The organism is Cobetia amphilecti, from assembly GCF_020217465.1.
GTDB lineage: Bacteria > Pseudomonadota > Gammaproteobacteria > Pseudomonadales > Halomonadaceae > Cobetia > Cobetia amphilecti.
Genome location: NZ_CP084115.1, coordinates 3,272,875 through 3,286,129 on the forward strand (window position 1 = coordinate 3,272,875; position 13,255 = coordinate 3,286,129).

The 13,255-nt window shown below is 64.6% G+C and carries 10 protein-coding genes and 1 other RNA gene; all 11 read right to left on the reverse strand.

The window, feature by feature from the left end; all coding sequences use genetic code 11:
• Positions 1 to 10: 10 nt before the first annotated feature.
• The 11 genes from LCW13_RS13750 to LCW13_RS13800 all read right to left on the reverse strand — a co-directional run bounded on the left by LCW13_RS13750 (position 11) and on the right by LCW13_RS13800 (position 13,090).
• Positions 11 to 3,094 carry an efflux RND transporter permease subunit gene (locus tag LCW13_RS13750; protein WP_215823365.1) on the reverse strand — a complete coding sequence of 1,028 codons (3,084 nt, stop codon included), beginning with the start codon at positions 3,092 to 3,094 and terminating at the stop codon, positions 11 to 13.
• Positions 3,095 to 3,097: 3 nt separating this feature from the next.
• A complete protein-coding gene (locus LCW13_RS13755) occupies positions 3,098 to 4,330 on the reverse strand; it encodes an efflux RND transporter periplasmic adaptor subunit (RefSeq protein ID WP_225347185.1) in 1,233 nt (410 codons plus the stop codon).
• An 86-nt stretch (positions 4,331 to 4,416) separates the two neighbouring features.
• A complete protein-coding gene (locus tag LCW13_RS13760) occupies positions 4,417 to 5,043 on the reverse strand; it encodes a TetR/AcrR family transcriptional regulator (RefSeq protein WP_225347186.1) in 627 nt (208 codons plus the stop codon).
• Between the two features lie 393 nt (positions 5,044 to 5,436).
• Positions 5,437 to 5,916 (reverse strand): YcgN family cysteine cluster protein, encoded by a 480-nt coding sequence (locus LCW13_RS13765; protein WP_054555633.1) that lies wholly within the window; start codon positions 5,914 to 5,916, stop codon positions 5,437 to 5,439.
• Positions 5,917 to 5,985: 69 nt separating this feature from the next.
• The gene (locus tag LCW13_RS13770) at positions 5,986 to 6,342 is read right to left on the reverse strand and encodes a YcgL domain-containing protein (protein ID WP_225347187.1); all 357 of its coding nucleotides are present in this window, start codon (positions 6,340 to 6,342) and stop codon (positions 5,986 to 5,988) included.
• Between the two features lie 115 nt (positions 6,343 to 6,457).
• Positions 6,458 to 7,639, reverse strand: a complete 1,182-nt coding sequence (gene rnd / locus LCW13_RS13775) for a ribonuclease D (protein ID WP_225347188.1) — start codon at positions 7,637 to 7,639, stop codon at positions 6,458 to 6,460.
• A 217-nt stretch (positions 7,640 to 7,856) separates the two neighbouring features.
• On the reverse strand, positions 7,857 to 8,483 hold the full coding sequence (gene recR, locus LCW13_RS13780) for a recombination mediator RecR (RefSeq protein ID WP_043333870.1): 627 nt from the start codon (positions 8,481 to 8,483) through the stop codon (positions 7,857 to 7,859).
• Positions 8,483 to 8,815 carry a YbaB/EbfC family nucleoid-associated protein gene (locus tag LCW13_RS13785; protein ID WP_043333871.1) on the reverse strand — a complete coding sequence of 111 codons (333 nt, stop codon included), beginning with the start codon at positions 8,813 to 8,815 and terminating at the stop codon, positions 8,483 to 8,485. The genes recR and LCW13_RS13785 overlap by 1 nt, the downstream gene beginning before the upstream one ends.
• Before the next feature lie 181 nt (positions 8,816 to 8,996).
• Positions 8,997 to 11,270 carry a DNA polymerase III subunit gamma/tau gene (gene dnaX, locus LCW13_RS13790; protein WP_225347189.1) on the reverse strand — a complete coding sequence of 758 codons (2,274 nt, stop codon included), beginning with the start codon at positions 11,268 to 11,270 and terminating at the stop codon, positions 8,997 to 8,999.
• A 430-nt stretch (positions 11,271 to 11,700) separates the two neighbouring features.
• Positions 11,701 to 11,797: signal recognition particle sRNA small type (gene ffs / locus LCW13_RS13795), an RNA gene on the reverse strand.
• 129 nt (positions 11,798 to 11,926) lie between these two features.
• On the reverse strand, positions 11,927 to 13,090 hold the full coding sequence (locus LCW13_RS13800; protein ID WP_225347190.1) for an AbrB family transcriptional regulator: 1,164 nt from the start codon (positions 13,088 to 13,090) through the stop codon (positions 11,927 to 11,929).
• Between the last annotated feature and the right edge of the window lie 165 nt (positions 13,091 to 13,255).

A 13,255-nucleotide genomic window follows, 5' to 3' on the forward strand; every position in this document is an offset into this window, starting at 1 on the left:
TATCATCACATCAGGATGTCTTCATGGACTTGTTGCCGGTCGGGATGCGGAAGAAGGCGCAGTACGCCACCGGCAGCACCACCAGCGTCAGCAGGGTCGCCACGCCCAGCCCGAACACGATCACCACCGCCATGCTCGAGAAGAAGGCATCCGGGAACAGCGGAATCATGCCCAGCATGGTGGTGATGGCCGCCATCGACACCGGCCGTACACGACTGACGGCCGCCTGCACCACCGCCTGGAAGCGATCCTCCTGCTCATCGAGCTGCACGTTGATCTCCTCCACCAGCACGATGGCGTTCTTGAGCACCATGCCGATCAGGCTCAAGGTGCCGAGCAGCGCCATGAAGGTGAACGGCGCGCCGAACACGATCAGACCACTGACGATACCGATCAGCGTCAGCGGCACGATGGACCAGATGGCCAGCGCCTGACGCAGGTTGGAGAACAGCAGCACCGTGATCACGAACATGCCCAGCAGCCCCATCGGCAGCGAGGAGAACAGCGCCTCCTGAGCTTCGGATGAGGTTTCGTACTCGCCACCCCACTCCAGGTGATAGCCCTCGGGCAGCTCGATGGCCTCGATCTTGGGACGGATACGCCCCAGCACGCTGGCGGCCGTTTCGCCGGACAGCGGCATGGGCTCGGCGTAGACCGCCAGCATGCGCTGACGATCGCGACGCTTGATCAGCGGGTCGCGCAGCTCGGTCTCGAGCGGCCCCATCACCGAGCCCGCCGGCACGTAGGTCTCCTGCTCATCGCTCCAGACGTTGAGGCTCGCCAGGGTATCGAGGTCGAAGCGCTGACGCTCTTCACCGCGCAGCAGGATCGGGATCAGCTCGGAGCCTTCGCGATAGACACCGACGCTCTCGCCGTCGCTGTTGATCAGCAGCGCCTGATGCAACGAGTCACGCGTCACGCCGACACGCCGCGCCTGATCATCCAGGAATTCGGGCTCGATGCGATTGACGCGATTGCGCCATGACAGACGGATGCTGTCGGCCAGCGGCTCCTCCTCGAAGACGCTACGCACCTTGCCTGCCAGCTGACGCAGCACTGCGGGGTCTTCGCCGTAGAGGCGCGCCTCGAGACTCGCCTTGGCCGAGGGGCCGACCTGCAACGCCTGCACCTTGTACTCGACTTCAGGATACTCGGCGCGCACCAGGCGTATCACCTCCTCCATGCGCGCTTCGCGACTGGCCCGGTCCTGAGTCTCGACGATCAGCTGCCCGAAGCTGGCATAGCTGTCTTCCGGCGAGTAGGTCAGCGTGAAGCGCTGGGCGCCCCCGCCGGTGACGCTGGTGACATGATTGACCTTGTCCATCTTGAGCACCTGCTGCTCAAGGTCCGCGATGCGCGCTTCCGTCGCCAGCACATCGGTGCCTTCCGGCATCCAGACATCGACGAAGAACAGCGGGGTCGAGGCATCCGGGAAGAAGGCATTCTTGACCTGACCGAAGCTCATCACGGCCGCCACCAGCAACGCCACCGCGCCCCCCAGGGTCAGCCAGCGCAGGCGAATCGCCCAGCTCAGCAGGCTGCGGAAGCCACGGAAGATGACGCCACGATAGGGGTCTTCCTCCTGATTCTCGTCCGTGTCGCTGCCTGCCGTCTCCCGCGCTTCGCGGAAGAACATGTCGAAGAAGAACGGTGTCAGCGTCAGGGCGGTGATCCAGCTCAACAGCAACGAGTAGCACAGCACCCAGAACAATGACCCGACGAACTCGCCGGTGGCATCCGGCGACAGACCGATGGGCGCGAAGGCGGTGATCGCGATCACCGTGGCCCCCAGCAGCGGCATGCGGTTCTGGTTGACGACCTCGAAAGCGGCCTGGCGCTTGGTCTTGCCGCGCTTGAGACCGATCAACATGCCCTCGGTGACCACGATGGCGTTATCCACCAGCATGCCCAGCGCGATGATCAAGGCCCCCAGCGAGATCTTCTGCAGCTCGATGCCATGAATCGACATCATCACGAAGGTGCCGAGAATGGTGATCAACAGCACCAGCCCCATCAGCACGCCGCTCTTGACGCCCATGAATACCAGCAGCACCAGAATCACGATGCCGACGGCCTCGGCCAGGTTGATCAAGAAGCCGGACACCGCCTCATCCACCACCTGGGGCTGGTGATAGACCGTGGTCAGCTCCATGCCCAGCGGCATGCGCGACTCAAGCTCGCCAAGACGCTTGTCGACCAGCGCACCGACCTCGACCACATTGACGCCAGAGGCGAACGAGATGCCCAGCGACAGCGCCGTCTCACCATCGGTGTGATAGAGGCGCGACGGCGATTCGGTGTACTCGCGGCTGACCGAGGCGATATCGCCGAGACGAATCAGGCCACCATTGCCGGGACGACCGACCACCAGACGCTCCAGGTCCTGCACGCTCTGGAACTCGCCACTTGGCTGCAGTTCCAGCGACAGGCCGTTCTGACGGATCCGTCCGGCGTCGCCGACCACGTTCTGGGCATTGAGCAGGTTGGCGAGCTGATCCGGCGAGATGTTCAGCGCCTGCATGCGATCACGATCCAGCGCGACGATGACCTGCTCGCTGCGCGCGCCGACGATGGAGACCTTCTTTACCCCCTCCACCAGCGTCAGCTCGCGCTGCAGGAAGTCGGCCTGGTCCTCGAGATCATGCGCCGAATAGCCCTTGCCGCTCAGGTTGTAGAGCAGCCCGAACACATCGCCGAAGTCGTCATTGACGATCGAGGAGCCACTGCCGGGCGGCAGGCTCGACTGGGCGTCATTGATCTTGCGGCGCAGCAGATCCCAGTACTGCTGCATCTCGCCTTCGCGCACGCTGCTCTCGAGCTCCAGCGTGATCTGGGAAAGCCCGGAGCTGTTGACCGAGCTGACGCGCTTGAGATTGGGAATCTGCTGGATCGCCTTCTCCAGCGGCAGCGTGACTTCCTCTTCCACCTGCTTGGGCGTCGCGCCCGGATACTGGGTAATCACCACCGCGTTGCGGATGGTGAACTCGGGAAATTCCAGCTGGCCGAGGCCGAAGAAGGAGGTCACGCCACCCACCGACAGCAGCAACACGACCATCCAGCTGATGACCTTGTGTCTCAGGAAATAATCGACCATGGATCAGAGCCCCGCTTCCTTGACCCAGGGACGCACAGGCTCCCCGGCTTCCATGCGACTGGCGCCCGCGGTGACCAGACGGTCACCGGCACTCAGTTCTCCCGTGATCACCAGCCCTTCGCCGGTGGCCTGCAGTACCGTGACCGGCACGGCCTCGACGGTGCCCTGGGCGCCAGCTTCCTGCTGCTTGCCCTCGCTCTTGCCGGCGTCCTCGTTGATCGTTTCGCTCACCTGAGCGTCACCGCCCTTGGGCACATAGCGCCACACCACGGCCTGGTTCGGGCTTTCCTCCTGAGTGACCACCGCCTCGATCGGCACGCGCCACTGGCCCTGGGTCGCCGCCGTCAGCTGCTGCATGTCCAGCTCCACGGTGGCGCTCATGCCTGACAGCACGGTGATGTCCTGCGGCTCCGGCAGCGTCAGGGTGACTTCATAGCTCAGCGAGCCCTCGCTGGCGCTGGTGTCGTGCTCCTTGTAACGGGCCGGATAGCGCGACTCGCCACTGCCGAAGCGCACCCAGGCCAGGGCGGCATCCTCAAGGCGCCCGGCCTCGGCACGCTCACGATCGATGGCGCGCACCTGACGCTCCGGCATGTTGAAGATCACGTCGATCTGACCCGGCTGCTGCAGCACGGCGATGGTTTCCTGAGCGGCGACCACCTGATAGTTGTCCACCGGCACGCGCGCGATCACCCCGTTATAGGGTGCCTTGAGATAGGTGTAGCTAAGTTGGTCCTGCGCCTGGGAATACTGGGCCTGCGCTGACTGGAATTCGGCCTGCGCCTCATCGAAGCGCGCCCGACTGATGGCGCCCTTCTCCACCGAGTACTTCATGCGCTTGTAGGTCGCCTGCGCCAGATTGAAGCTGGAGCGGGCATTGTTGAGCTCGCTTCTGGCATCGCGATCATCCAGGCGCGCGATCAGCTCGCCCTTCTCGACCTCCTGACCGGCCTGGACCTTGAGTTCACGCAGCTCACCGCCGATACGGAACGACAGGTTGGAGCGCTCCGAGGCCTCGACCACACCGGGGTAGCGCTGGATGACACCGCCGCCTTCATCCGACAGCGACAGCAACTTGACCGGATGCACCTTCTGCTTCTCCAGCGGCGCCTCTTCCTCGCTGCAGGCCGCAAGCCCGAGGGCCAGCACGAGTCCGGCGAACAGCTGAAGGACGCGGCCTCCCCGCCAGGCGAAAGGAGTACGCAGGTGTGGCTTGGCACCAGGTCGAAGTTTCATCAGCGGGCCCTTGAGTCGTTGGAATAAAATGGCACAAGCGAAAATCTGTCATCTGTCCGGCGTGCGCGCTTCGGGGCTGGCTGCCCTCACTGGCGAAGCGCGATCGCGTCCCAGGCCATCTCGAAGGCCTGGTCGAAGCTGGCATGACTGATGGCCGGCAACTGGCAACTGGAGCCCTGCAGCAGGCTGTAGATCGACCGGAACATGAACACCTCGATGAGGGCGAGATCGATCTGCTTGAGGATGCCGGACTGCTGGCCCAGCGCGAAGGCGTCCAGCAAGGGCGCGGCGCGCTCCTGATTGGCCACCCTCAGGGCGTCCTGCATATGGGAAGAGTGCAGAAACTGATCGTGAAAGAGGAACAACGCAGGCTGACGGCGCCCCAGCGCCACCAGGGCATTCCACACCCGACACAGTGCCGACTTCAGCTGCTGGGCGGCCGGCGACAGCGTTGACGGCTCGGCCTCGAATGCCTCTGCCGGCTCGGCCTGGAAGGCCTCGATGGCGACCGCGATGATGCGCCGGCTGACCTCGCGAAAGGTCGCCTCCAGCAGGTCATCCTTGCCGCGGTAGTAGAGATAGAGCGTGCCGGGCGACATGCCGGCGGCACGCGCGATGCGCGCCACGGAGGTCACGGCAAAACCATGCTCGGCCACCTCATGCAGCGTGGCTTCCAGCAACGCCTGCTGCTTGTGTTCATCACGATGGCGCATGGCCCGTCTGCCTCTGGTCTGTTCTGGTCTGTTCTGGTCTGTTTTGGTCAGTTCTAGTCTGATCTGGTCTTGAGCGAATCCTCACAAAATAAATGAACGTTCATTTATTTACAACCAGACATTGCGCGGCCGAGTGCGTGCACCCGCCTCGGCCATGCAAATCAGCTCATCAAAATCAGCTTATGCAAATTATCGTATCTAGCAGATCAAGCCGTGACTGAGGGTCAGAGGCGTCAAATACAAGGCCACTGAATGCCTGACTCGAAATGCCTGACTCGAAATGTCAGGCACGGAATGCCAGATACAGAATGTCAGAAACAAGAAAGCGCAGCTCATAGAGCTGCGCTTTCTAAAGACATCCACCTGAAATCTGACACGCGCCCGCGGCGCGTCTCAGCTCTCGGGATCGATGATCGCGATGATGTGGTCTTCCAGGTCCTGCTGGCGCACCGATACCTCGGAGACGGCGAAGCGTGACACCGAGACCCCGGCGCGCTTGACGCTCTTGGCATCCCCGGTCAACAGCGGGTGCCATTCGGGCAGCTCACGGCCTTCATTCAGGCGACGATAGCCGCAGGTTTCCGGCAGCCAGCGCAGCTTGCCCACCGTCTCGACATCCAGCGGGATGCAGCCCGGCACGCGCGTGGCGCGATTGGGATAATCGCGGCAGCTGACCTTGCGCACATCCAGCAGACGACAGGCGACATCGAGTACCGCGATATCGCCACTGTCTTCATCCTCGAACTTGAGCAGGCAGCATTGGCCACAGCCATCGCACAGCGCCTCCCACTCGGCGGTATTCAGCTCCGAGAGTGCGTGGCGCTCCCAGAAACGCTCACGCTTTCCGCCGTCAGGCTGCGGAACATCGCTCATCTTGCTCTCCTCGCCCTGCCGGGCAGCAGGGTCGTTTCATCAGTACGGTCTTGTCTGCCGGACAGGGCGTCAGTAATGCGTTTCCGGCGGCGTCACGCCAATCTCCTTGAGGAGATTTTCCTTGGCCGGCGGCATCTGCAGATAGAAGCCCTGCTCGCGAATCTTCTCGAGCACCGTGGTGCTGGCAACGCGCGCCAGCGGCTTGTCGGCACGAATCAGCAGTGTCATCAAAGGGGTCGGCGTGCCGAAGATGCCCAGCAGGGATTCCGGCACATCCTTGAGTCCACGCGCCTTCTCGACGTAGAGATACATCTCGTCCTTCTTGGCGCTCTTGTAGATCTCGCAGATCATCTTGTCGTCTGTCATCGGGCTACCCATCATCTTGCAGCGCTTGCGCGCATCAGCGGGCTCTCGCGTCACGGGCATGACCCGAGAGCTCACTACCGGTTTCTGGCCTGTTTCTGACCTGTGTTGCTGGCAGGCCAGGCTGCGCGAGCCTCGCGCATGCCCCTTGCAGTCTGGCCCACGAAAGCGGCGAGCGTCAGCTCTCGAGCGCCTTGGCCAGGCGCGCGGCCAGCAGCTCACCACGCCAGCCCTGCGCCAAGGGCAGCGGCTCGCCCTCGTAATCGGCGATCACCAGCGCTTCCATGTCACGGCGCTTGCCGAGAATCTCAGGCTTGAGCTGCTGTGCCTCCGCCACCGCATTGACCTCACGCTTGAGGCGCTTCATGCAGTTCTTCCACTCCGGCGCCAACGGCGACGGCGGCACGCGCGGCAGCTGACTGTCATCGAGCATCGCCACGTCCTTGAGCAGCGTCAGCACGGTGTCCCCGTGGCGCTTGATCTGCGGCGGATGCATGCCATCGACCTTGGCCAGCTCGAAGCGATTGGTCGGCAGTCGCTCGCAGATCCCGAACAGCTGCGCATCGGCCAGCAGGCGTGAACGCGGCACGTCGCGCAGACGAATCTGCTCCTCGCGCCAGTCACACAGCACCTGCCAGGCGGCCAGGCCACGCGGCGAGAGCTTCCACAGGCTGCGATGACGCTTCCAGTACTCCGGGTCCGGCGTGGCACCGCCGCTGCTGCCCGGGTCCCGGCAATCCTCTTCAAGCCACGCCATGCGGTCCAACTCGAGCAATGCATCACGCTGCTCGGACCACACCTGCGGCAGGAACAGCACGTCCAGCGCGGCGTAATCGCACTGCGCCTGACTCAAGGGGCGCTTGAGCCAGTTGGAACGCGTCTCTTCCTTGGGCACGGTGACGCCCACCACGCGCTCGACCAGACGCTGATAGCCCATTGAGGCTTCGCCGCCGGTCAGGCCTTCGGCGATCTGGGTATCGATCAGCGGCGTCGGCGCCACGCCCGCCCAGCGCAGGAAGACTTCCATGTCCTCGCCACAGGCGTGCAGCAGCTTGAGCGGACCCTCTGCCCCCAGCAGACGCTTGAGCGCCTCGCTGGCCGGCACCACGGTGGGGTCGATCAGGAAGATGCGCGGCGTCTTGCCGTCCGCACCGGGCAGCTCGCCGTCACGGGCGGCCATCAGCTGCACCAGTGCCGGAATCGGGAAGAAGGTCGACTCGCGGATGAATTCGGTGTCCAACGCCAGCCAATCGGCGCCTTCCAGTTCTGCACAGGCAGCGGCCAGCGCCTCGGGGGTCTCGACCCAGACGGCCTCGAAATCGAGTTCTGACAGCAGTGCGGTGGCGGGTTGATCACTCATCAGCAAGGAAATCTCGTGGTGACAGGCTTGCCCGGGCAAGCGGGAATTGAAGGTGACGGGCACTCGCCAGACACCGGGCGGTAAACGACCGCGGGCGTGGTGGTTCCTGACCACCACGCCCGCAGACGTGCTGCTGTAGTTGCTTTGATACCGAAGCTGCTTTGCTACCGAAGTTGCCTTGATGCCGGTGCCGAACAGCGTCGGCACCGGTATCGCATCAGATCTCGCCGAGGGTGAACGGCAGACGGCCGCTGAAAGCACGACTGAGCGTGCCGCCATCGACGTATTCAAGCTCCCCGCCCATCGGCACGCCATAGGCCAGACGCGTCAGCTTGAGCGGCTGCCCACCGTGCTGCACATCGCGAAGCTGCTCGGCGATGTAATGTGCGGTGGCCTCGCCCTCGACCGTCGGGTTGGTGGCCAGCACCAGCTCCTCGATCTGGCTCTCGCGGACGCGGGTTTCCAGCGCATCCAGCCCGATATCCTCGGGCCCGATACCATCCAGCGGCGACAGATGGCCGTGCAGCACGAAATAGCGCCCCACATAGCCACCCGCGCCCTCGATGGCGAGCTGGTCGGCGGGCGATTCCACCACGCACAGCACGCGCTCATCACGCCGCGGACTCAGGCACAGCTGACAGACCTCTTCCTCGGTCAGCGTGCGACAGCGCGCGCAATAACCGACGCGCTCCAGCGCCTCGCCCAGCACGCCGACCAGACGGTCGGCGCCCATGCGATCACGCTCCAGCAGATGCAGCGCCATGCGCTGTGCCGTTCGCGGGCCAACGCCCGGCAGCACGCGCAAGGCATCCAGCAACTGATCTACCAGCGGCGAAAATCCCATCAGAACGGCATCTTGAAGCCGGCCGGAAGGTTCATGCCAGCAGTCGCCTCTTCCATCTGCTTCTTGGAATTGACTTCGACTTTGCGCACCGCGTCATTGACGGCGGCCGCCAGCAGATCTTCCAGCAGCTCCTTGTCTTCTTCCATCAGGCTCGGGTCGATCTCGACGCGCGCGACGTCATGACGACCGTTCATGGTGACCTTGACCATGCCCGCGCCGGATTCGCCCTGGACTTCCGCCTTGGCGGCTTCTTCCTGGACCTTCTGCATGCGCTCCTGCATTTCCTGCGCCTGCTTCATGATGTTACCCATACCGCCTTTTCCACCGAACATGGCTCACCTCATCAATAACGTGTTGAACATGACCTAACGATAAATGCTGTCTGCCGGACGTGCCATGTCGTGGCACCTCCGGCCTGTGGTGTGCATGCCTTGTCGGCACACGCACCGCGAATCCGGGAAAGCGTCAGCGATGCCCGGCACCGCCGACACTCGGTCGAAACTGCCCAGAGCGTCAGAAATCGTCCGGCTCGAAGGAGTTGACGCTTTCCTCGATCAGACGTGCGCCCAGCTGTTGCTCCATGGACTGGATATGCGGGTCAGCACGCAAGGCTTCAACCGCGCGCACATGACGTTCGCCCAGCAGACGAATGCGACGACTGTGCGGCGTTTCCAGACCTTCCGGCAGCGGCGCGACGCTGATCTCCAGCACACGCTCCACGCCCTGGCCCGCCAGCGCCTTGCGAATGCGCTCCTGATGGACTTCGGCCATCATCGCCGACTGGGCGGGGTCCAGCCTCAACTTGAGGTGGGTGCCGTCATCGTGCTCGACCAGGCAATGCGCGCCGATATTGCGCGTGATGCCGCCCAGCCCCAGTGAGGGGAACAGCTCCAGCCACGCGGCGTGATTCAAGCGACCATCGGTACTCGGGGCGCTCGGCGCCGGCGTGGGAGCAGCCGCGGGTGCCGGCTCCGGTGCGGGAGCAGGCTCCGGCAGCGGTTGCGCTGCCACGGCTGGCTCGCTGGCGACCGGCTCGTTTGCGACCGGCTCAGACACGGCCGGCTCAGGCGCCGGCGGTGCAGCGGGCTCGGGCTGTGCTGGTGCTGACGTTTCAGCTTCAGCGGGCTCTAGCGCTGCTGGTACGGCTTCAGCGGGCTGCGGCGCTGCCATTTCAGCGGGCTGCGGAGCCGATGACTCAGCAGCCTCTGGCTGCGCCGGCGCGGAACCGAAGGCGGCACTCAGGCGTGACATCGCCGAACTGGGCGCAGCGGGCGCCTGTGCGGGAGCTGCCGTCTGTTCTGGCGCTGGCGCCGACACTGGCGCGGCCGCTGGCTGGGGCACGTCTTGCGCTACGTCGCGAAAGCCGGCATCCCGGGCGTCCTGCGAAGCGTCCTCCGTCGCCCACGGGGGCGGCTCGTCGGCCATCGGCGGATGTGCTTCGGTCGCTGGCGCGGCCACTGGTGCGGCAGGCTGAGGCGCGGGTGCCATCGGGGCTGCCGGTGCTTGCTGAGGCTGAGCCTGCTGGACAGGTGCCTGCTGAACCGGAGCTTCTTGAACAGGAGCCTGCTGAGCCGGAGCTTGCTGAACAGGAGCCTGTTGAACAGGCGCTTGCTGGACAGGCGCCGGAGCTTGAGCGCCAGGCGCGTTCGCACCCTCCGCCTGGCCGGTCATCGGCAGCGGCGTCTGCGCCGGGCGCGGCACGCCCTGCGGGCGGAAGGCCAGCATGCGCAGCAGCGTCATTTCCAGCGCGGTGCGCGCATCCGGGGCGTTGGCCATGTCGCCACGCCCCTGCAGGGCGATCTGGTAATAGAGCTGCACGTCTTCACCGGTGAAACGGCTGGCCAGCGCCAGCAGCGCATCACGGTCGCCATGCCCGTTGTCCAGTGCGCTCGGCACCATCTGGGCGATCGCCAGACGGTGGAAGACGGAGGCCATGTCATCCAGCACCCCGCCGTAGTCCGGCCCCTGCTCGGCCAGTGTCGCCACCTCCGCCAGCAGACTCGCGGCGTCCAGCGAGGCCAGACACTCCAGCAGCGCCAGCACATGGCGGTGATCCAGCGTGCCGAGCATGGCGGCGACATCTTCGCGCCGCACCTGACCATGGCCGAAGGCGATCGCCTGATCGGTCAGACTCATGGCGTCACGCATCGAGCCATCGGCAGCCTTGCCGAGCAGCCACAGCGCGTCTTCCTCGAAGCTGACTTCCTCGCGGGCGAGAATGTCGGACAGGTGCTCGACCACGCGCACCGGCGGCATGTTCTTGAGCGTGAACTGCAGGCAGCGCGACAGGATGGTGACCGGCAGCTTCTGCGGATCAGTGGTCGCGAGCAGGAACTTCACGTGGGGCGGCGGCTCTTCCAGCGTCTTGAGCAGCGCATTGAAACTGTGGGTCGACAGCATGTGCACCTCATCGATGAGGTACACCTTGTAGCGGCCCTGGGTCGGCGCGTACTGGACGTTGTCCAGCAGCTCACGCGTATCCTCGACCTTGGTCCGCGAGGCGGCGTCGACTTCGATCAGGTCGACGAAGCGGCCCTCATCGATCTCGCGACAGGTGCCACAAACGCCACACGGCCTGGAGCTGACGCCCTCTTCACAGTTCAGGCACTTGGCCAGGATGCGCGCCAGCGTCGTCTTGCCGACACCGCGGGTCCCGGTGAACAGATAGGCATGGTGCAGGCGCCCCTGATCGAGGGCATTGACCAGCGCACGGCTGACATGCTCCTGACCGATCAGTTCGTGAAAATTGCGCGGGCGCCACTTGCGCGCCAATACCTGATAGCTCATTGAGCGGGGCATTCCTTGGGCGATCTGAAACATGAGCTGAAACCTGCACGACCCGGCTGGGCTTTACCCCCGACGGTCGACAGACGGAGACCGATGACGAGGCCTCGCTGAGAATGCGCTCATTCTAGCGACTTGCCGTGTGGCTTCAAAGCACGATGCCACTTGCGTAGCAGGATTGAGGGCACGAGGCCGGATGACAGGCGTGGTGCTCGTCCCGAATTGCGGGCACGACGAAACGCCAAGCGGGGCTCGGGACAGGCAGGAGATGACAGATTCAGACAGCGAGGGTGTGGCGAAAGGCTTCAGGCAACGTAAAGCGAAGGGCTTGCAGGGGGGGCTTGCGAGGACTTGAGATAGAGCCTTGCACAGCAGGCGGGATGATTCGGACATTTCACGAGCAGCCACTTTCAAGGCCCTGAAATGGAGGCGGCCCCATCAGCCACATCCCGGCACACGCGTCAGCCACTACCGTTGCTCCCTTCCGGGCCTGGCGGGGTTTGCAGCCTAGCATTGCGGGAGGACCGACAGGGCCACCACAAATATGATCATTCGGTGAACTACCGAGCCAATCGCTTGAACTTCAAGCACTTGGCGTGATCAAGGCGCACACTATAACAGCGCATCGCCGCCCTCACAAGGGGAGATCACGCCACGGGCTATTGCGTCGCCTCACGCGCTCGGCGATGGCGGAAATGACGCGCCATCACCGGCAGCAACAGCATCAGGACGATCAGGCGCAGAAGGTGATGGAAGGCGACGAAGATCGGGTCGAGATCGAGCGCCACCGCCAATAGCGCCATCTCGCCGATACCGCCGGGCGCCAGGGCGAGAAAGGCCACATCACGCGGCACGCCCATCAGCTGATGGATCAGCTCGGCAAAGCAGCCCAGCACCGACAGCGAGATCAGGGTCGCCACGCCCGACTGGCCCATCACCCCGACCAGCACCCGCGGCGTAAGGCCCTTGAAGCGCGCCCCGATGGCGCAGCCCAGCACCAGCTGCATGACATCGGTGCCCCATACCGGTGGCGAGAAACGCACCACGTCGCCAAGCGACAGCACCAGCGCCAGCAACAGTGGCGCCAGCAGCGAGGCATTGGGAATGCGCAGTCGCCTGGCCAGGGGCAGCAGAAACGGCAGCACCGCGATCAGCCACAGGCCGCTTACCGCCACATCGCTGCCGATGCCGGGCGTGCCCGCCGCACCTTCCAGCACCCAATAGAGCGGCGGCAGAATCATGATCACCAGCAGCACCCGCAACGATTGCGCCACCGCGATGCGCTGCGGGTCGCCACCGATGCGCTCGCCGATCACCACCATCGCCGTCAGCGCGCCGGGCACCGAGGAGAACCACGCACTGGTGGCGTCAAAACCACAGCGGCGATACCAGGCGGCGCAGGCCAGCGTCGAGGCCCACACCCCCGCCAGCAGCAGCAACGCCGACAACCACCAGCTGGAGAGGTGCGAGACCAGCTCGGGCGAGACGCGCGCGCCCAGCGTCAGCCCCAGCACCCCCAGAAACAGGTTGCGCAGGCGGTCCGGTACGCCCAGCCTCAGCCCGGCCATCGCGCCCAGCAGATTGGCGACCAGCGGCCCCAGCATCCACGCCAGCGGCATGCCGGTGAGCTGGAACAGCCAACCGCCCACCACCCCCAGCGCCAGCGAGGTCAGCAGCGGCCTGAGCGGCGCGTCAGCCTTGAGCGAGGTGGCAGCCTTGAGCGACGTGACAGCCCTGAGCGACATGACAGCCGTGAGCCTATGGGCTGGCGAGAGACGAGAGGCGCGCGCCTTGAGGCGCTGCAATAGCGGAACGGATGGCATGCTGGCTTCCTTGTCAGCGACACGAAACAGGCCACCAATGATACGCTGGCGCAAGCGCCATTGGCTGCCTGTTTGAGGCAATATTGCGCCTTCAAGCGGCCATTGCAGGTCGCAGACCGGCCCTGTGCCTGACTCTCATCACTCTTGTCGCGTACCTGACGCGCC